Source organism: Streptomyces sp. NPDC057638 (assembly GCF_042800315.1).
In the GTDB taxonomy this organism is placed as follows: domain Bacteria; phylum Actinomycetota; class Actinomycetes; order Streptomycetales; family Streptomycetaceae; genus Streptomyces.
Genome location: NZ_JBHVHF010000025.1, coordinates 1 through 16950 on the forward strand (window position 1 = coordinate 1; position 16950 = coordinate 16950).

The 16950-nt window shown below is 73.1% G+C and carries 16 protein-coding genes; 11 read left to right on the top strand and 5 right to left on the bottom strand.

All coding sequences use genetic code 11. The features are described 5' to 3' along the window. Positions 1-39: 39 nt before the first annotated feature. Positions 40-468: an SRPBCC family protein gene (locus ACFVIM_RS06100; protein ID WP_384299077.1), complete on the bottom strand. Its 429-nt coding sequence runs from the start codon at positions 466-468 to the stop codon at positions 40-42. Between the two features lie 246 nt (positions 469-714). Between ACFVIM_RS06100 and ACFVIM_RS06105 the strand changes: the two genes are divergently transcribed. The 3 genes from ACFVIM_RS06105 to ACFVIM_RS06115 all read left to right on the top strand — a co-directional run bounded on the left by ACFVIM_RS06105 (position 715) and on the right by ACFVIM_RS06115 (position 4098). Continuing rightward, positions 715-1251 carry a Clp protease N-terminal domain-containing protein gene (locus ACFVIM_RS06105; protein WP_384299079.1) on the top strand — a complete coding sequence of 179 codons (537 nt, stop codon included), beginning with the start codon at positions 715-717 and terminating at the stop codon, positions 1249-1251. Between the two features lie 320 nt (positions 1252-1571). Beyond that, positions 1572-2687: a DMT family transporter gene (locus ACFVIM_RS06110; RefSeq protein WP_384299082.1), complete on the top strand. Its 1116-nt coding sequence runs from the start codon at positions 1572-1574 to the stop codon at positions 2685-2687. 313 nt (positions 2688-3000) lie between these two features. Next, positions 3001-4098 carry a DMT family transporter gene (locus ACFVIM_RS06115; protein ID WP_384299085.1) on the top strand — a complete coding sequence of 366 codons (1098 nt, stop codon included), beginning with the start codon at positions 3001-3003 and terminating at the stop codon, positions 4096-4098. Positions 4099-4241: 143 nt separating this feature from the next. Here ACFVIM_RS06115 and ACFVIM_RS06120 read toward each other — a convergent pair whose 3' ends face one another. After that, positions 4242-4916, bottom strand: coding sequence for a pyridoxamine 5'-phosphate oxidase family protein (locus ACFVIM_RS06120; RefSeq protein WP_384299087.1), 675 nt, complete (start codon positions 4914-4916; stop codon positions 4242-4244). A 34-nt stretch (positions 4917-4950) separates the two neighbouring features. Here ACFVIM_RS06120 and ACFVIM_RS06125 point away from each other — a divergent pair, with 34 nt between their 5' ends. After that, the gene (locus tag ACFVIM_RS06125; RefSeq protein WP_384299167.1) at positions 4951-6282 is read left to right on the top strand and encodes an aminotransferase class I/II-fold pyridoxal phosphate-dependent enzyme; all 1332 of its coding nucleotides are present in this window, start codon (positions 4951-4953) and stop codon (positions 6280-6282) included. A gap of 147 nt (positions 6283-6429) precedes the next feature. On the opposite strand, the gene ACFVIM_RS06130 is transcribed toward ACFVIM_RS06125, so the two are convergent. Then, a complete protein-coding gene (locus ACFVIM_RS06130) occupies positions 6430-6891 on the bottom strand; it encodes a pyridoxamine 5'-phosphate oxidase family protein (protein WP_384299089.1) in 462 nt (153 codons plus the stop codon). Positions 6892-7039: 148 nt separating this feature from the next. Between ACFVIM_RS06130 and ACFVIM_RS06135 the strand changes: the two genes are divergently transcribed. Next, positions 7040-7723: an isochorismatase family protein gene (locus ACFVIM_RS06135; protein ID WP_384299092.1), complete on the top strand. Its 684-nt coding sequence runs from the start codon at positions 7040-7042 to the stop codon at positions 7721-7723. On the opposite strand, the gene ACFVIM_RS06140 is transcribed toward ACFVIM_RS06135, so the two are convergent. Both ACFVIM_RS06140 and ACFVIM_RS06145 read right to left on the bottom strand, forming a co-directional pair. Further along, on the bottom strand, positions 7710-8207 hold the full coding sequence (locus ACFVIM_RS06140; protein WP_384299095.1) for a Rieske (2Fe-2S) protein: 498 nt from the start codon (positions 8205-8207) through the stop codon (positions 7710-7712). The genes ACFVIM_RS06135 and ACFVIM_RS06140 overlap by 14 nt on opposite strands. 114 nt (positions 8208-8321) lie before the next feature. Next, positions 8322-10457: a prolyl oligopeptidase family serine peptidase gene (locus ACFVIM_RS06145; RefSeq protein ID WP_384299097.1), complete on the bottom strand. Its 2136-nt coding sequence runs from the start codon at positions 10455-10457 to the stop codon at positions 8322-8324. Positions 10458-10690: 233 nt separating this feature from the next. Here ACFVIM_RS06145 and ACFVIM_RS06150 point away from each other — a divergent pair, with 233 nt between their 5' ends. The 6 genes from ACFVIM_RS06150 to ACFVIM_RS06175 all read left to right on the top strand — a co-directional run bounded on the left by ACFVIM_RS06150 (position 10691) and on the right by ACFVIM_RS06175 (position 16595). Then, positions 10691-11515 carry a HipA family kinase gene (locus tag ACFVIM_RS06150; protein ID WP_384299099.1) on the top strand — a complete coding sequence of 275 codons (825 nt, stop codon included), beginning with the start codon at positions 10691-10693 and terminating at the stop codon, positions 11513-11515. Further along, complete coding sequence (locus tag ACFVIM_RS06155) at positions 11512-11895, top strand: DUF3037 domain-containing protein (protein ID WP_384299102.1); 384 nt, start codon at positions 11512-11514, stop codon at positions 11893-11895. Before ACFVIM_RS06150 ends, ACFVIM_RS06155 begins: the two co-directional genes overlap by 4 nt. Before the next feature lie 328 nt (positions 11896-12223). Then, a complete protein-coding gene (gene fabG, locus ACFVIM_RS06160; protein WP_384299104.1) occupies positions 12224-12985 on the top strand; it encodes a 3-oxoacyl-ACP reductase FabG in 762 nt (253 codons plus the stop codon). A 13-nt stretch (positions 12986-12998) separates the two neighbouring features. Continuing rightward, positions 12999-13760 carry an SDR family oxidoreductase gene (locus ACFVIM_RS06165; protein WP_384299106.1) on the top strand — a complete coding sequence of 254 codons (762 nt, stop codon included), beginning with the start codon at positions 12999-13001 and terminating at the stop codon, positions 13758-13760. A gap of 490 nt (positions 13761-14250) precedes the next feature. Continuing rightward, the gene (locus ACFVIM_RS06170) at positions 14251-15831 is read left to right on the top strand and encodes an ABC transporter substrate-binding protein (RefSeq protein WP_384299109.1); all 1581 of its coding nucleotides are present in this window, start codon (positions 14251-14253) and stop codon (positions 15829-15831) included. A gap of 80 nt (positions 15832-15911) precedes the next feature. After that, positions 15912-16595 (top strand): uracil-DNA glycosylase, encoded by a 684-nt coding sequence (locus ACFVIM_RS06175; RefSeq protein WP_384299111.1) that lies wholly within the window; start codon positions 15912-15914, stop codon positions 16593-16595. The last annotated feature ends 355 nt before the right edge of the window (positions 16596-16950 follow it).

A 16950-nucleotide genomic window follows, 5' to 3' on the forward strand; every position in this document is an offset into this window, starting at 1 on the left:
CGCGCGGGCCCCGCTCGCGGTCCTGGGGCGCGGGTCCGCTCAGGTGGCCAGCGCGCCCAGCCGCCGCAGGGACTCCTCCAGGGCGGCCGTCGCCGACTCCGTCAGCTTCGCCGCCATCATGGCGACGGCGGCGCCCGTGAACGCGCCGTCGATACGCATCACGGTCGCGTCGCCGTCCGGGGTGAGCGTGTAGCGGGTGCCGACGGTGACCCCCATCGGGCCCTTGCCCTTGATGGCCAGGGAGCGGTCCGGGACGACCTCCTCGACCGTCCAGGCGACCTCGGCGGGGAAGCCCATCAGCTTCATGTTCTCGGTGTAGGCGGCGCCCGCCTCCAGGGGCGCGGGGCCACCCCGGGGGAAGCTGGTGTGGGTGGCGCTCCAGCGGCCGTGGGCGCTGAAGTCGGTGAGATGGGCCCAGACCCTCGCGGGCGGTGCCTCGATGCGGGCCTCGGCGCTGACGTCGACCATGGGATCACCCCTCCGCGTCGGTCACGATGTCGCGGAACGTAGCCGGTACCCGGGGAACATTCAATACTGATGAACTGTCAGAGATGTGGGGGGCGTGTACGCCCGGCGCACGCGCCCTGAGAATGAAATGCCGCGATCTCCTTCATAAGGAGGAGAAACCGTCTGTCTGTGCCCACCTTCGGTGGGATACGCGGATGGCACCTCACGGGGACGCGCCGGGTCGCCGTCTCTGATGGGGTGGGGCGTGTGCAGAGCTCTACGCCCCACACACCCCGGCAGTCCCCTCCGTTCCCTGGTGGTCTCGGTCCGGCCGATCCGCTGGGCGCGGCACTCACCCCCGAGCTGGCGTCCGTGGTCGCGGCGGCCCGCCGCAGGGCGCAGCGCGACGGCGACCCGGCGATCGACACCGCCCATCTGCTGCACTCACTGATCGAATCCGACCCCGGCGCCCGTGCGGCGCTCGGCTGCCGTGGGGCGCGGGTGCTCGGTTACCTCGTCCAGCGCAGCATCGGCTACGGACTGCGCTGGCGCGGGGCGGTGGAGCGGCCGGGCTCCCTCCCCCGCGTACCCCTGGGGGTCTGGGACACGGCGGGCTGGTCGCCCTCGGCGGTCGCGGCGATGGACCGGGCGTCGGAGTGCGCGCGGGCGCGCGGAGGTGAACGGGTGGCGGGGGCCGATCTGCTGATGGCGCTGGCGGCGGACCCCTCCTCCCGGGCGGTGGAGGTCCTGCGCCGGGCGGGCGTCGATCTGGACCGGCTGCGGGGGTGTGCGGAGGCGGCGTGAGCGGGCCGCGGGGCGGCTGGGAGTGGTGGTGAGTGCGCGGCGGGGGTGGCTGGGGGTGGTGGAGTGCGCGGTGGGAGTTTCCGGGCGTGGTGCGAGTGCGTGGTGTGAGTGCGTGGTGTGAGTACGCGGCGGGGGTGTACCCGGGCGGCGTGGGCGCGCGGTGGGCGAAGATCGCCTGAGGTGGTCTGGAGGGGTGCCGGAGGAGGTGGCTCCCGGGGCCGCAGCGCGGATCGTGAATGGATCGATCATGACCGCAAGACCGCTGGTCCGGCGGCAGATCAGGGGTCGACCCCGCTGGTGGGCGCTGCCATGATGTGCCGATGCAGGCGTCTCGGAGGGGAAGCGCCGGCCTGGGCATAGCCCTGGTCTCGGCGGTGGCGTTCGGTGGTTCCGGGGTCGCGGCCAAGCCGCTGATCGAGGCGGGGCTCGACCCGTTGCACGTGGTGTGGCTCCGGGTGACCGGCGCGGCGCTGGTGATGCTCCCGCTGGCCTGGCGCCACCGGAGCCTGCTGCGGCGCAAGCCCGCGCTGCTCACCGGCTTCGGACTGCTCGCCGTCGCCGGGGTGCAGACCTTCTACTTCGCCTCCCTCTCCCGGATCCCGGTCGGGGTCGCGCTGCTGATCGAGTACCTCGCCCCGGCGCTCGTCCTCGGCTATATCCGCTTCGTCCAGCGCCGACAGGTCACCCGGGCCGCCGCTGTCGGCGTGGTGCTCGCCGTCACCGGTCTCGCGTGTGTCGTCGAGTTCTGGGCCGGGCTCAGTTTCGATGTGATCGGGTTGCTGCTGGCGCTCGGCGGTGCCTGCTGCCAGGCGTGCTACTTCGTCCTCTCCGACCACGGCGCCGATGACGAGGACCGCGCGGACCCGCTGGGGGTCATCGCCTACGGGCTGATCGTCGGCACCCTCGCCCTGACCGTCGTCGCCCGGCCCTGGGGCATGGATGCCTCGGTCCTCGCGGGAGAGGTGGACATGGGTGGGACGCCGGTGGCCGCGTGGCTGCTGCTGGCGTGGGTGGTGCTGATCGCGACGGTGGTCGCCTATGTGACCGGGGTGATCTCGGTACGGAAGCTGTCACCGCAGGTCGCGGGGGTCGTGGCCTGTCTGGAGGCGGTCATCGCCACCGTGCTGGCCTGGGTGCTGCTGCGCGAACACCTCTCCCTGCCGCAGATCCTCGGCGGGGCGCTGGTGCTCGCGGGCGCGTTCATCGCGCAGTCGCAGGCGCCGAAGGCCCCCTCGGCGGGGCCCGTGGCGGCCGGAGGAGCGGTGGCGCCGGGTGATGGGACGACCGCCGCCGGACGGTCTGACTCCGGACGGTCTGACTCCGGACGGTCTGACTCCGGACGGTCTGACTCCGGACGGTCTGATTCCGGAGCGGTGCCGGACGAGGGGGAGTTGCCGGCCGAACACACCGGACAGGCCGGACACACCGGACCTTAGGGCGCCTCTGGTGGATCGTGCCCAGGCGCCGCCCCGGGCCCCCGGCCGCCAGGCCCAGGGGGAGTGGGAGGGAGCGCTCTGCGCGCCAGATCTCGCTCGCTGACCCGCCCTGATCCATCGGAGACGCTCTAGGATGCCGATCATGCATTCGACCGTGCTGCCGCCTCCCGCCGCCTAGCGCGGGCGGCGGGTTGAAGAAGACCGGGTCCGGGGTGTCGCCCCCGGGCGGGTCGCCGCTGTCCGCGCGCGAGCGCGGAGCGATCCCTCACCCGTTCTTCTCCCTCGGAGATCTCACGTGTCGTCTCATCGCCCGGTGGTATCCACCGGTCCTTCGGCCCTGTCCCCCGCCCATGGGGCCGAGCACCCCGCCCCCGCCCTGAGTGCCAGGCGGAGCCTCATCTACCTGGTCATCGCCGGATTCGCCTGGGGTACCGCCGGGGCCGCCGCCTCCCTTGTCTTCGCGAGCGGCGATCTCGGGCCGCTCGCCCTCTCCTTCTGGCGCTGTGCCGGAGGGCTGCTGCTGCTCGGCGCGGTGCTCGCGCTGCGCGACGCCCGTACGCGAGGGTCCGGTGCGAAGGGCACCCGTACGCGAGGGTCCGGTACGAAGGGCACCCGTACGCGAGGGTCCCGTGCGAAGGGCACCCGTACGCGAGGGACCCGGCATCCCCGTACCGCGGTCGAACCCCGCTCCCGCAGGCTGGCGCGGACTCTGGGAACGGGTATCGGGCTCACCGTCTTCCAGAGCGCCTACTTCGCCGCCGTGGAGGCCACCGGGCTCGCCGTCGCCACCGTCGTCACCCTGGGGACGGGTCCGGTGCTCATCGCCCTCGGCGCCCGGCTCACCCTGGGCGAGCGGCTCGGCGGCGGCGGGCTCCTCGCCGTCGGCGGCGCGCTCGCCGGGCTCGGCGTTCTGGCCCTGGGCGACGGAGGCGGCACGGTCCGGCCCGCCGGAGTCGTCCTCGCGCTCCTGTCCGCCTCCGGATACGCGGCCATCACCCTGCTCGCCCGCTGGCTCGGCCGCGACGGCGGGGGAGACGCGCTCGCCACGACCGCGTGGGCCTTCGCCATCGGCGCCGCCGCGCTGCTGCCGATGGCGGCGGCCGAGGGCCTCCTCCCCAGCGCGCGGGATACGGAGGAACTGCTCCGGGTCGTCTCGCTGCTGGTCTATGTGGCCGCCGTGCCCACGGCTCTGGCGTACGTGCTGTACTTCGCGGGCGCGGCGGTGGTACGGGCGGCGACGGTCTCGGTGGTGATGCTCCTGGAACCGGTGAGCGCGGCCCTGTTCGCGGTCACGCTGCTGGACGAGCGGCTCACCCTCCCGACGGTCGCGGGCTCGGCCCTGCTGCTGGCGGCGGTTCTCCTCGCGGTTCTCCTCCCGCAGGCCCCGCCGTCCCGGGAGAACCCCCGGTGACGAACCCATAGGGGCCGGGGGCGTGCGGGGACGGCGGCGACCTGGGTGTCACGCGACACGCGGGGTCACCGCCGTCGTTCCCGGGGGTGACCCCGCGGCACCGCGTCCGACGGGGCGCCACCCGGCCCGCACGGGCCACCCGTTCAGCGGCCCGCCAGGTACTCCGGCAGCCCGATCGACGGGTCCAGGTCGGACGACGGTATCGGTGTCCCGTAGACGCGGGTGCGGGGCACCACGCCCGACCAGTGCGGCAGGTCCATGTCCTCGGCCTCGTCGTTGGGCGGGCCGGTGCGGATCTTCGCCGATGCCTCGGCGAGGTCCAGCCGGACCACGGCGGTCGCCGCCAGTTCCCGCGCGTTCGCCGGGCGGGAGTCGGCGGCGCGGCCGGGAACGACCGCGTCCACGAGCGCGTCCAGGGCGAGGCGCTTCTCCTCGGGGTCGGCCACCTGGTACGCGGTGCCGTGGATGACCACGGAGCGGTAGTTGATCGAGTGGTGGAAGGCCGAGCGGGCGAGGACCAGTCCGTCGACGTGGGTCACGGTCAGACAGACCGCGAGGCCGGGGTCCGCGGCCCGCATCGGGCGGGAACCGGTCGACCCGTGGACGTAGATCCGCTCGCCGACCCGGGCGTAGAGGGTCGGCAGGACGACGGGCGCGCCGTCGCGGATGAAGCCGAGGTGGCAGACGTATTCGTCGTCGAGGAGGGCGTGGACCGTGGCGCGGTCGTAGGAGGCGCGCTCCTTGGAACGGGTGGGAACGGTGCGCTCGGTGGGGCCGTAGTCATCGAGCGGGCCGGAGGAGTGGGGGCTGTGGGACATGCGGCATCCTTTGTATTAGTGCATAATGGCTTTTGTGCTAGGAGAGTATCGAATCCAAGGGCGCCGCGCATCGGAGATCGCCGCCAGTGTCGAGAGCGGGGTGGGCTCCGGCGCGCTGGAGCCCGGACAGACGCTGCCGCCGCTGCGGGAGCTCGCGGCCGAGCTGGGCGTCAACCCCAACACCGTCGCCGCCGCGTACCGCGTGCTGCGGGAGCGCGGGGTGATCGCGACGGACGGCCGCCGGGGGAGCCGGGTGCGCGCGCGACCGGCGAGCACCCCCCGCCACTCGCTCGGGGTCGAGGCGCCGCCGGGGGTGCGCGATGTGTGTTCCGGCAACCCCGATCCCGTACTCCTGCCGCGGATCGACGCGGTGTTCGCCGCGGCCGTGCGCGGGGACGGCGGGCGGTCGGGGCTCTACGGGGAGGAGCCGGTCGACCCGGAGTTCGAGCGGCTCGCGCGGGCCGCGCTGGACGCCGACGGGGTACCGGCCGGTGCCCTGGCCGTCACCTCCGGGTCCCTCGACGCCGTCGAGCGGGTCCTCGGCGCCCATCTGCGGCCCGGGGACGGTGTCGCCGTGGAGGACCCGGGCTGGGGGAACGTGCTCGATCTCGTCCCCGCGCTCGGGCTGCGCCCGATGGCGATGGCCGTCGACGACGAGGGGCCGCTGCCGGAGGCGCTGGAGCGGGTGCTCACCGCCGGGGCCAGGGCCGTCATCGTCACCGACCGGGCGCAGAACCCGACCGGTGCCGCGATCACCGGGGAACGGGCGCGGCTGCTGCGCGCGGTCCTCGCCCGCTTCCCCGCCGCCCTCGTCATCGAGGACGACCATGGCCACGGCATCGTCGACCTTCCGCTCCACCCGCTCGCGGGTGCGACGGAGCGCTGGGCCTTCGTACGCTCCACGGCCAAGGCGTACGGGCCCGACCTGCGGGTCGCGGTCCTCACCGGGGATCCGCTCACCCTCGACCGGGTCACGGGTCGTCAGCGGCTCGGACCCGGCTGGGTGAGCAGGATCGCCCAGCGCGCCGTCGCGGGACTGTGGGCCTCGGGCGCCGTCGATCCGCGGGCCGTCGCGGCGTCGTACGGGAGCCGTCGGGACGCCCTGGTGCGGGCGCTGGCGGAGCGGGGCGTGGTGGCACACGGGCGCAGCGGGATGAATGTCTGGGTGCCCGTGCCGGACGAGACCGCGGCCGTGGCGGGGCTGCTGCACGCGGGCTGGGCGGTGGCGACCGGCGCGCGGTACCGGCTGGGGACGGGGCCCGGGATACGGGTGACCGTGTCCGGACTGACGGCGGCGGACATCGTTCCGCTGGCCGACGCGGTGGCCGCGGCGCTGACGCCGGGGCGGCCGCGCCGCTACGGCTGAGCCGCCGGTGCGGTGACCGGCATGGGGTGTGCCGTGGCCCCGTGGCGTCTGGTGCCCGTGGGGTCGTGCGGGGTGGCGCGGGCCGGTGGACCTTCCTGGTCACAGCGGTGCGGCTGGGGCCGGGGCGCCCGCGACCGGCCGGTGCCGTCAGCCCAGCTTGCGCATGTCCCAGGAGAGGACGGTGTCCGGGACCAGCCGCAGCCAGGCGTGGCGTCCGTCGTGGGGCATCCGCTCCAGCGCGAAGTGCGCGCGGGCGAAGAGCGCCTCCGGTGCGTCGAGTTCCGGGCAGGGTTCTCCCGTACGGGGGACCTCGCCGACCACCGTCGCCCGCCCGGACAGCTCCGCCCCGCGCAACTCCCCGTACTCCTCACCGGTGTCGGCGACGACCGCGATACGGGGGTCGTGCCGCAGCTGCGACCAGCGGCGGCTGCGCACGAGCGAGTACAGCCAGAGCGCGGTTCCGTCCCAGACGAACCACAGGACGCTCACATGGGGGCTTCCGTCCGCCGCGACCGTGGCCACCCGGCAGGTGCGCGCGGTGGACAGGAACGCGTCCAGCTCGGCGGGGTCCATCATGATCCGCCGCCGTCGGCGCTGACCGGTGCCCATCGTTGCCCCTTCCCGCCGCCGCTGGTATCCGACGAGAAGTAGCTGACGTCACGTCAGAAAACAAGAGCGGTTCCTCCTCCGTGCGCGACGGCCTCATGCGCGACGGCCGCGTGCGTACGGGGCGGGGGAACCCGGGAAGGCCGGTGCCATGCCCCCCTCCGACGCCCTCGCCCGGCGGATCGCGCCCGCGACCACCGCCCTGCTCACCGTCGAGTGCCAGCGCGGGGTGGTGGGGGAGGGGAGCGCGCTCCCGGAACTCGCCGCACTGGTACGGGAGACGGGCGTACTGGAGCGGATAGCGGACCTGGTGGAGAGCGCCCGCGCGGCCGGGGTGCAGGTGGTCCACGCGGTCGCCGAACGGCGGCCGGACGGCCGGGGAGCGAACCGGAACGCACCCCTGTTCCGCGCGGTCGAGCGACTGCCGGTGCGCCAGCTCGCGGGGACCGACGCGGTACGGATCGCGCCGCCGGTCACGGTCGGGGACGGGGATCTGGTGACGCGGCGGCTGCACGGTCTGTCGCCGCTGGCGGGCACCGGGGTCGACGCGCTGCTGCGCAACCTCGGCCGCCGCACCGTCGTGGTCGTCGGCGTGTCGGCCAATGTGGCCGTGCCCAACGCCGTCTTCGACCTGGTCAACCTCGGCTATACGGCGGTCGTGGTGGAGGACGCCATCGCCGGGGTGCCCGCCGTGTACACCCGGGCGATGGTCCGGTACACGCTGGGACTGGTGGCGACGGTGGCGAGCACCGCGGAGGTACGGGAGTGCTGGCGCGGAGCACCGGAGGGCGGCCAGGGGGGCTCTCCTCGGCCTGGGGGCCTCAGGCCAGCCTGATCGCGCCCGCCTCCACCTGGATTGCCCGGGAGGGCAGGGGGGACCGGGCCGGGCCGCCCTGGACATCCCCGGTCTCCGCGTCGAAGTCACTGTTGTGGCAGGGGCAGTTGATGACGTTGTCGCTGACCGAGCGGACCTTGCAGCCCTGGTGGGTGCACTTCGCCGAGAACGCCTTGTACCGGCCGGGTGACGGCTGGGTGATGACCAGGTCGCCGATGACCTTGCCGCCGCCCTCGGGGATGTCGGCGGTCTGGGCGATCACCGGGCCGACGGGCTCCGAGGGGGACGCGGTGGTCTCCCGCGCACCGTCTCCGCCGCCTTCCGTGACGACGCGCTCGCCGTCGCCGCCGTCCCCGCCACCTCCGCCGCCGTCTCCGCAGGCGGCGAGGGCGGCGGTGAGTCCGGCGCCGCCCGCCGCCGCGACGACGGTGCGGCGGGTGAGCGTACGGCGGGCGGCGGTCCCACGGCTCTGTGATCCGCTCATGGTGTGACTCCTCACTCTTCACGGGCCTGACTGCCCTGTCGGCGCGAGAACGCGCGGGCCTGTGTGGCCGGTTCCCGGTGTGGTACGGGGCCGAGACGCGAGGAGTTCAGCCTCTCAGAGATCCAGGGACCTCGCGAGGAACTCCAGCTCCCGCAGCAACAAGCCGCGCATCTGTTCCCTTCGCGTCACCAGATGACCGGTACCCGGCAACGGCAGCACGCTGTGCTCACGGCCCGCCTCCAGGAGAGCCGCCGACAGCCGCAGGGCGTGCGCCACATGGACGTTGTCGTCCACGAGGCCGTGCACCAGCAGCAGCGGGCGGCGGAGCCGGTGCGCGTCGGCGAGGAGTGAACTGCGGTCGTAGGCGCCGGGGAAGAGCTCCGGATGGCCCAGGAAGCGCTCCTCCCAATGGGTGTCGTACAACCGGCGGTCCGTCGGCGCGCCGCCCGCGACCGCCGCGTGGAAGACCTCCGGATGGCGCAGTACCGCGCCCGCCGCCAGATAGCCGCCGTAGGACCAGCCGCGTATCGCGACCCGGGACAGGTCCAGCCCGGGGTGGAGTCCGGCCGCCGCGCGCAGGGCGTCGATCTGGTCCTCCAGGGCCGGGGTGAGCCGGTCCCCGTGGATCGCCGTGTCCCAGGCGCGGCCCCGGCCCGAGGTGCCCCGCCCATCCGTGACGAGCACCGCGAAGCCCTGTTCGGCGAACCACTGTGACACCGTGCTCCACCAGGACCGTGCCTCCACCACGAGTTGCATGTTCGGCCCCGCGTACGGGTTGAGCAGCACCGGCAGCGGGCCCGCCCCCTCCTCGTACCAGGAGGGGAGGTGGAGATGGGAGCGCAGCGCGCGCCCCCCGAGGACCAGACGCGACGGGCGCGGCGTCACCACGGGCTCCTGCGCGCGCACCGCGATCCGCCCGGTGTCCTTGCCACCGCTGCGGACGGTCACGGTCCGGCCCGACCAGGTGGTGCTCTCCAGGACGACGGTGTCGTCGCCGAACCCGACCGCGGCATGCACGCCCGGCCCCTCGCTCAGACGGACGAAACCCGAGGCCGGGTCGTGGTACCAGACGTGGATCTCCGTCGGCTCCTCCCCGTTCGCCTGGAAGTAGACGCGCTCCCCGGCGCTTCCGAAGACCTCCCGGACCTGGAGGCCCGCGGGGGAGCGCGCGTCACCGACCGCGAGCCGCTCCAGGTCGTCCTCGCCCGTGAACGTCCACACCGGTGTCCCGGACGCCGTACGGGAGGGGACGCCCGGCACCAGCGGCACCCACGCGGCGTCCCGCCGCGACCCGAGTACCTCGCTCGCGCCCGTCGCCGGGTCGACGGCGAGCCACTGGGTCGTGCGCTGATCGCGGGTCTGGACCAGGGCGGTGGGACCGTGGGCGTCCCACTCCGCCGCCGCGACGTACTCGAACGCGCGGTCCGTCCAGGCTCCCCGCGGATGCGTGGCCTCCGGAGCCTCCGTGGGCAGCGCGACCGGGACGCGGGTACCGTCCACGCGCGCCACCAGGAGACTCACCCGCGCGTTGGCGGTCCCGGCCATGGCGTACGGGGCGGACCGGGGCGGCCGGGCGGGTTCGGCCGGGTCCGTCACGTACAGACGCCCCACAGGAGCCGTGTCCACGCGCGCCACCAAGAGCGCCGCGCTGTCGGGCGCCCACCAATAGCCGCGCGTCCGGCCCATCGACTCGGCCGCGGCGTGCTCGGGCAGCCCATAGGACACCTCCGGGGCCTCGGGCACCGCGAGCGGCCGGTCGCCGCTCCCGTCGGACCTGACGAGCCGGAGCGCGCCCCCACTGACGTACGCGATCCACGTGCCGTCAGGGGACGGACGCGGGTCGACGACCGGTCCCGCCGTCCCGACGCGGCGTGCCGCGCTCCCGTCGGTCCCCACCACCCACAGCTCGCCGCCGAGGGCGAAGGCGGCGAGCCGGACCCCGGCGTCGGTGGCGTACGCGACCACGCCGGAGGCGGTCTCCCGGGCCCGCTCCCGGCGGACGCGCTCGGCCTCGGGGAGGGAGGCGTCCGAGGCGGCGCCGAGCGCCGACGGGTCGGCGAGAACCCGCTCACGGCCGTCCGCGAGGAGCCATAGACGGCTGACGGGGTCATCGCCCGCGGTGGTGCGGACGAAGAGCACACGGGAGCCGTCGGGGGAGACGGTGACGCGCTGGGGGAGGCCGAGGGAGAAGCGGCGGGTGCGGGCGAACTGGTCGGGGAAGTCGGGGGCGTGGAGCTCATGGGTGCGCATCAAGGGATCCTGCGCACGGGTGGGGGCAGGCGGGCAAACGGTTTTGGCGGGAGCCTGAACGGGAGTCTGGATCGGAGCCTGAAGGGGAGTCGGCGGGGTGGCGCGCGACCTTGGTGGCGCGGTCGGCGCGGGAGTCGGCGGGGGTGGCGCGCGACCCTGGTGACGCGGTCGAGCGCGGAGCGCCGGGAGGGTGGCGGCACGGGCCCCGCGCTGGTCCGTCGTAGTGTGGGCCAATGCTTTCCGAAGTCACGGCGACCCGCTATGTCACGCCCTTGCGTGAAGGCGGCTCGCTCCCGGGGATCGTCGAGGCCGACGACCTCGGCACCTACGTCATGAAGTTCACCGGCGCGGGACAGGGCCGCAAGACCCTCGTCGCCGAGGTCATCTGCGGCCAGCTGGGCCGACGGCTGGGGCTGCGCGTCCCCGAACTGGTCGGGATCCAGCTGGACCCCGTCATCGGGCTCGGCGAGCCGGACCAGGAGGTCCAGGAACTGCTCAAGGCCAGCGGCGGGCTCAACCTGGGGATGGACTTCCTCCCCGGGTCGCTCGGCTTCGACCCGCTCGCCTACGAGGTCGGCCCCGCCGAGGCCGGGCGCGTCATCTGGTTCGACGCGCTGATCAACAACGTCGACCGCTCCTGGCGCAACCCCAACACCCTCATCTGGCACGGCGACCTCTGGCTCATCGACCACGGCGCCACCATGATCTGGCACCACAACTGGCCCGGAGCCGCCGCCTCCGTCGCCAAGCCCTACGACGCCTCCGACCACGCCCTCGCCCGCTTCTCACCCGATGTCGCCGCGGCCGCGGCCGATCTCGCGCCCCTGGTCACCGAGGAGCTGCTCACCGAGGTGGCGGCCGACGTCCCCGACGAGTGGCTGGTCGACGAGCCCGGCTTCGACACCACCGACGCGCTGCGGCGCGCCTACACCGAGGCGCTCCTGGCCCGCGCGGGATCCATCCACACCCGTATCACCCTGGGCGAGCCGTCCGCGCCGCGCCCGTCACAGGCCCCCGGCTGGCTCACCGGCCGTACGAACGCTGGAGGGGACGCGTGAGCGAGCGCGAGGTCTTCGAGTACGCCCTGCTGCGGGTCGTCCCCCGGGTCGAGCGTGGCGAGTGCTTCAACGCCGGAGTGGTGGTCTACTCCCGGGCCCGCTCCCTGGTGGCGGCGCGCACCCTGCTGGACGAGTCCAAGCTGAGGGCGCTTGACCCCGGTGCCGATGTGACCGGGGTGCGCGCCGCCTTGAGTGCCGTGGAACGGATCTGCGCGGGTGGGGAGGCGGCCGGTCAGGCCGCGTCCGATGACGCGGGCCGCCGCTTCCGGTGGCTGATAGCCCCCCGCTCGACCGTGGTCCAGCCCGGCCCGGTCCACACCGGTCTGACGACGGACCCGGCCTCGGAGGTGGACCGGCTGCTGGACCTGCTGGTGCGCTGAGGGCCGGGGGGCTGCCGCGGACGGGTGCGGTCCCGATATCGCCAGGGGACGCGCCCCCGCGGCGGCCACGGCCGCCATTGACACTGGCTGTACGGGGTTCTAGCGTCGCCTTCGCATGATACTAAGCGGTCGCTCACCCGGTGGGCCGGGCGGTGCGGCCGGTTGTGAGCCACAGGGGCGCGCCCCCAGGCGGGGGCCTGGGGGTGGTCGCCACCGCGCGGAGACCGTGAGGCACGAGCGATCGAGCGCGTCGGGCGCGAGAATCCCGACGCGAGCGCCCCGGAGGCGAACAGCCGCTACCAAGGACCCCAGCGCGAGGAGAACCAGCATGTCCACCACCGAGCGGCGCGTGGCCGTCGTGACCGGAGCGGCCCGTGGCATCGGCGCCGCGACCGCGGTACGGCTGGCCGCCGACGGCCGGGCCGTCGCCGTGCTCGACCTCGACGAGAGCGCCTGCGCGGACACCGTCGAGCGGATCACCAAGGCCGGCGGGACCGCCCTCGCCGTCGGCTGTGACGTGGCGGACGCCGCCCAGGTGGAGGCGGCCGTGGCGCGGGTGGCCGAGGAACTCGGCGGGCCCACCATCCTCGTCAACAACGCCGGGGTGCTCCGGGACAACCTGCTCTTCAAGATGACCGAGTCCGACTGGGACACGGTGATGAACGTGCACCTCAAGGGCGCCTTCCTGATGTCCCGGGCCACTCAGAAGCACATGGTGGACGCCGGGTTCGGGCGGATCGTCTCGCTCTCCTCGTCCTCCGCGCTCGGCAACCGTGGTCAGGCCAACTACTCCGCCGTCAAGGCCGGTCTCCAGGGCTTCACCAAGACCCTGGCCAAGGAGCTCGGCAAGTTCGGCGTCACGGCCAACGCCGTCGCGCCCGGCTTCATCGTCACCGACATGACCGCCGGGACGGCCGCCCGGATCGGGGTGGGCTTCGACGAGCTCCAGGCGGCGTCCGCCGCGCAGATCCCCGTGCAGCGTGTCGGCCGCCCCGAGGACGTCGCGAACGCCATCGCCTTCTTCACGGGCGACGACGCGGGCTTCGTCTCCGGCCAGGTGCTGTACGTGGCCGGCGGGCCGCTCGACTGAGACGGGGCCGGAGATGACGGTGGAGAGGCCGGAGAGCGGCAAGGTCGCGCTGGTCACGGGCGCGAGCAGAGGTATCGGGTACGCGGTCGCCGAGGCGCTGGTGGCACGCGGCGACCGGGTCTGTGTCACCGGCCGGGGCGCGGAGGCCCTCGCGGAGGCCGTGGCCCGGCTGGGCCGGGACCGGGTGATCGCCGTGCCGGGCAAGGCGCATGACGAGGCCCACCAGACGGAGGCGGTCGAACGGACCCTGGAGGCGTTCGGCCGGGTCGACTTCCTGGTGAACAACGCCGGGACCAACCCGGTCTACGGTCCGCTCGCCGAACTCGACCTCGGCGTGGCACGCAAGGTGTACGAGACCAATGTGGTCTCGGCGCTCGGCTTCGCCCAGCGGACCTACCGGGCCTGGCAGCGGGAGAACGGCGGTGCGATCGTGAACATCGCCTCGGTCGCGGGGCTGGCGCCGTCCCCGTTCATCGGCGCCTACGGGATGAGCAAGGCGGCCATGGTGAATCTGACCGTGCAACTGGCCCATGAATGGGCGCCGGGGGTACGGGTGAACGCCATCGCCCCGGCCGTGATCAAGACCAACTTCGCCAAGGCGCTCTACGAGGACCGTGAGGCCGAGATCGCGGCCTCCTACCCGCTGGGCCGGCTGGGCATGCCCCAGGACGTGGGTGGCGCGGCCGCCTTCCTCACCTCGGGAGAGGCGGACTGGATCACCGGACAGACACTGGTCGTGGACGGTGGGCTCTTCCTCAACGCCGGGATTCACTGAGCCGGGTTCCGCCGCGCCGGGTCTCGCCGCGCCGGGATTCACCGGGCGGGATCCGGTGAGCGGGATCCGGTGACGGGGGCGCGATCGGGCCGGACATCGATGATCATGGAATTCCGGTGATCGTCCGGTGATTCACCGGGGTGGGGTGAGGAGGCGGCGGAGCCCCGGTGAATCGCCGGTCCCCGGATTCCGTGATTCCGCGCTACCGCGCCTCTCCGCTTCCGTGCCGCGCTGCCCCGTTACTCCCGCGCCGCGATGTGTCCGCGCCGCGGCCCGGACCGTGCGCGACCCGAATGCGTGGACGACGCGTTCCGCATTCCGGACGGACGAAGATCACCTTTGAGGGGGGCTTTACCTTCCGCTTTTCTGTCGCGCCGAGTGCCCCGCGAGCGGGAACAGACCCGTTCAACTCCCCGGCCGGACCGCGAGGTTGACCCGTTGCAGCGCTGCGATATGGTCGGCCGATTCAGGTCGAACGAGGAGCGTACACGTGTTCAACCGGACCTCCCTGCGGACCGTCGCGGCACTGGCGTGCATATTCCCGCTGGTCGGCTGCGGTCTTTTCGCGGACGCGGAAGCGGATGGAAATCAGAAGATCGTGGTCGGTACGACCAGCGCGCCCACCACGCTCGATCCGGCGGAGGCCTGGGACGGTTCCTGGGAGCTGTACCGAAACGTTTTCCAGACCCTGCTGAGCTTTCCCACCGGAAGCAGCGCGCCCCAGCCCGACGCCGCCCGCAAGTGCGCCTTCACCGGGGGCGATAACACGGTCTACGTCTGTGAGCTGCGCGAGGGGCTGACGTTCTCCAACGGCGAGAAGCTCGACGCCCGAGCGGTGAAGCACTCGATCGACCGCATCCGCACCATCGACGTGCCCGGCGGCCCCAACGGTCTGCTCAACTCCCTCGCCTCCATCGAGACGACCGGGGCCCACCGGGTCACCTTCCGGCTGAAGACCGCCGACGCCACGTTCCCCTTCATTCTCGCCGCGCCCGCCACCTCGCTCGTACCGCCGGAGAAGTACCCCGCGGACAAGCTCCGCGACGATGGCGGACTCACCGGGTCCGGACCGTATGTCCTCAGCTCCTACACCCCCAAGCACAAGGCGGAGCTGGAGCGGAACGACGACTACAAGGGATTCGCGAAGCGGCGCAACGAAGCCGTCACCATCCGCTATTTCCAGGACTCCGCCGCGATGGTGACCGCGCTCCGGAAGGAGCAGATCGACGCCACCTACCGGGGGCTCTCCTCGGAGGACGTGGTCAAACTCCAGGGGAAGGAACCGGGCAACGAGCACCTGCGGCTGGTGGAGACCGTCGGCGCCGACATCCGCTATCTCGTTCTGAACCCCAAGGACCCCGCCGTCGGAAAGATCGCCGTGCGCCGGGCGCTGGCGCAGGTCATCGACCGGGGCGAACTCGTCGGCCGGGTCTACCAGGGCACCGCGGAACCGCTCTACTCGATGGTGCCGAAGGGAATCGCCGGACACACCACCGAGTTCTTCGACCGCTTCGGCGAACCCGATGCTGCCAAGGCGCGAAGGATCCTGGAGAAGGACGGCGTCGAGACCCCGGTCAAGCTCAGCCTCTGGTACACCACGGACCGTTATGGCTCGACGACGGCGAATGAGTTCGCCGAGCTGAAACGGCAGCTCGACGCCTCGGGGCTGTTCTCGGTCACCATCCAGGGCAAGCCGTGGACGGAGTTCCAGAAGGGCTACCAGTCCGGCGCCTATCCCGTCTTCGGCCGGGGCTGGTTCCCCGATTTCCCGGACGCGGAGAACTTCATCGCGCCCTTCGTCGGGGAGAACAACGTGCTCGCGACGCCGTACGAGAGCCCGGTGATCACCAAGGTCCTGCTGCCCGCCACCAGGCGGGAGACGGACCGGGGCGCCGTGGCCGACACCTTCGCGCAGGCCCAGCGGATCCTCGCGGACGACGTCCGGCTGCTGCCCCTGTGGCAGGGCAAGCTCTATGTGGCCACCCATGAGGAGATCGGCGGCGCCGAGCGCACACTGGATCCGCAGACGGTGATGCAGATGTGGGAGCTGTATCGGAAGGCCAGCTGGTAGGACGGGGTCCGGGGCCCGTTGTCAGTGGGGGCCGGTAGGTTCTGTGACTGGCAACCACACGCGTTCCGGAGGTTCTTGACGTGACCGACACCGACATGCTGCCCGAGTCCTGGCGCGGCGTCCTCGGCGATGAGCTGGCGCAGCCCTATTTCAAGGAGCTGACCGAGTTCGTGGAGGAGGAGCGGGAGAAGGGGGCGGTCTATCCGCCGCGCGAGGAGGTCTTCGCCGCCCTCGCCGCCACCCCCTTCGACCGGGTGAAGGTCCTCATCCTCGGCCAGGACCCGTACCACGGCGAGGGCCAGGGCCATGGCCTGTGCTTCTCCGTGCGCCCGGGGGTCAAGACCCCGCCCTCGCTGCGGAACATCTACAAGGAGATGCAGGCCGAGCTGGGTCTGCCCATCCCGGACAACGGCTATCTGATGCCCTGGGCCGAGCAGGGCGTCCTGCTGCTCAACGCGGTCCTCACCGTGCGGGCCGGGGAGGCCAACTCGCACAAGGGCAAGGGCTGGGAGAAGGTCACGGACGCGGTGATCCGCGCGGTGGCCGCCCGTCCCGACCCGGCCGTCTTCGTCCTGTGGGGGAACTACGCCCAGAAGAAGCTGCCGCTGATCGACGAGACCCGTCATGTGGTGGTCAAGGGGGCGCATCCGTCCCCGCTCTCGGCGAAGAAGTTCTTCGGCTCGGCGCCGTTCACCCAGATCAACGCGGCGGTCGCGGCCCAGGGCCATGAGGCCATCGACTGGCGCATTCCGAACCTGGGCTGAGCGCGGGCCCTCCGGGCGGTACGGAAGCGGGCCCGGTGCCGGTGCCGCAGCCGTGCCGGGGCAGGCTCGGGGAGGGCCTGTCCCGGCACGGGGAACCGTGCGGTCAGTGCCCCCGGGGGGAGTGCCTTGGGAACGCGTGTCCCGGTGTCCCGAGGCCGGAGCCGGGGCCCGGTCCTGGGCCTCGGCCGGGCCGGGAAGCGGGTGTCCTGGCACCGGGATGGGCCCGGGGGGTGACACGGGTCCGCACCGGCGTACCCGCCTGAGCCGGATCGGCGGGCCCGGCGGTTAGCGTCGGGGTGCGGGGCCCGTCGCCCCGCGCCGCACCGACGTGGGAGGCCAGGGTGAGGGAGCGGGA

Coding starts and splice junctions, on each gene's coding strand:
- ACFVIM_RS06120 (WP_384299087.1), bottom strand. CDS start 4,916: ATGTCCCACAGCCCCCACTCCTCCGGCCCGCTCGATGACTACGGCCCC.
- ACFVIM_RS06130 (WP_384299089.1), bottom strand. CDS start 6,891: ATGGGCACCGGTCAGCGCCGACGGCGGCGGATCATGATGGACCCCGCC.
- ACFVIM_RS06145 (WP_384299097.1), bottom strand. CDS start 10,457: ATGCGCACCCATGAGCTCCACGCCCCCGACTTCCCCGACCAGTTCGCC.
- ACFVIM_RS06135 (WP_384299092.1), top strand. CDS start 7,040: ATGCCCCCCTCCGACGCCCTCGCCCGGCGGATCGCGCCCGCGACCACC.
- ACFVIM_RS06150 (WP_384299099.1), top strand. CDS start 10,691: ATGCTTTCCGAAGTCACGGCGACCCGCTATGTCACGCCCTTGCGTGAA.
- ACFVIM_RS06110 (WP_384299082.1), top strand. CDS start 1,572: ATGCAGGCGTCTCGGAGGGGAAGCGCCGGCCTGGGCATAGCCCTGGTC.
- ACFVIM_RS06165 (WP_384299106.1), top strand. CDS start 12,999: ATGACGGTGGAGAGGCCGGAGAGCGGCAAGGTCGCGCTGGTCACGGGC.
- fabG (WP_384299104.1), top strand. CDS start 12,224: ATGTCCACCACCGAGCGGCGCGTGGCCGTCGTGACCGGAGCGGCCCGT.
- ACFVIM_RS06100 (WP_384299077.1), bottom strand. CDS start 468: ATGGTCGACGTCAGCGCCGAGGCCCGCATCGAGGCACCGCCCGCGAGG.
- ACFVIM_RS06140 (WP_384299095.1), bottom strand. CDS start 8,207: ATGAGCGGATCACAGAGCCGTGGGACCGCCGCCCGCCGTACGCTCACC.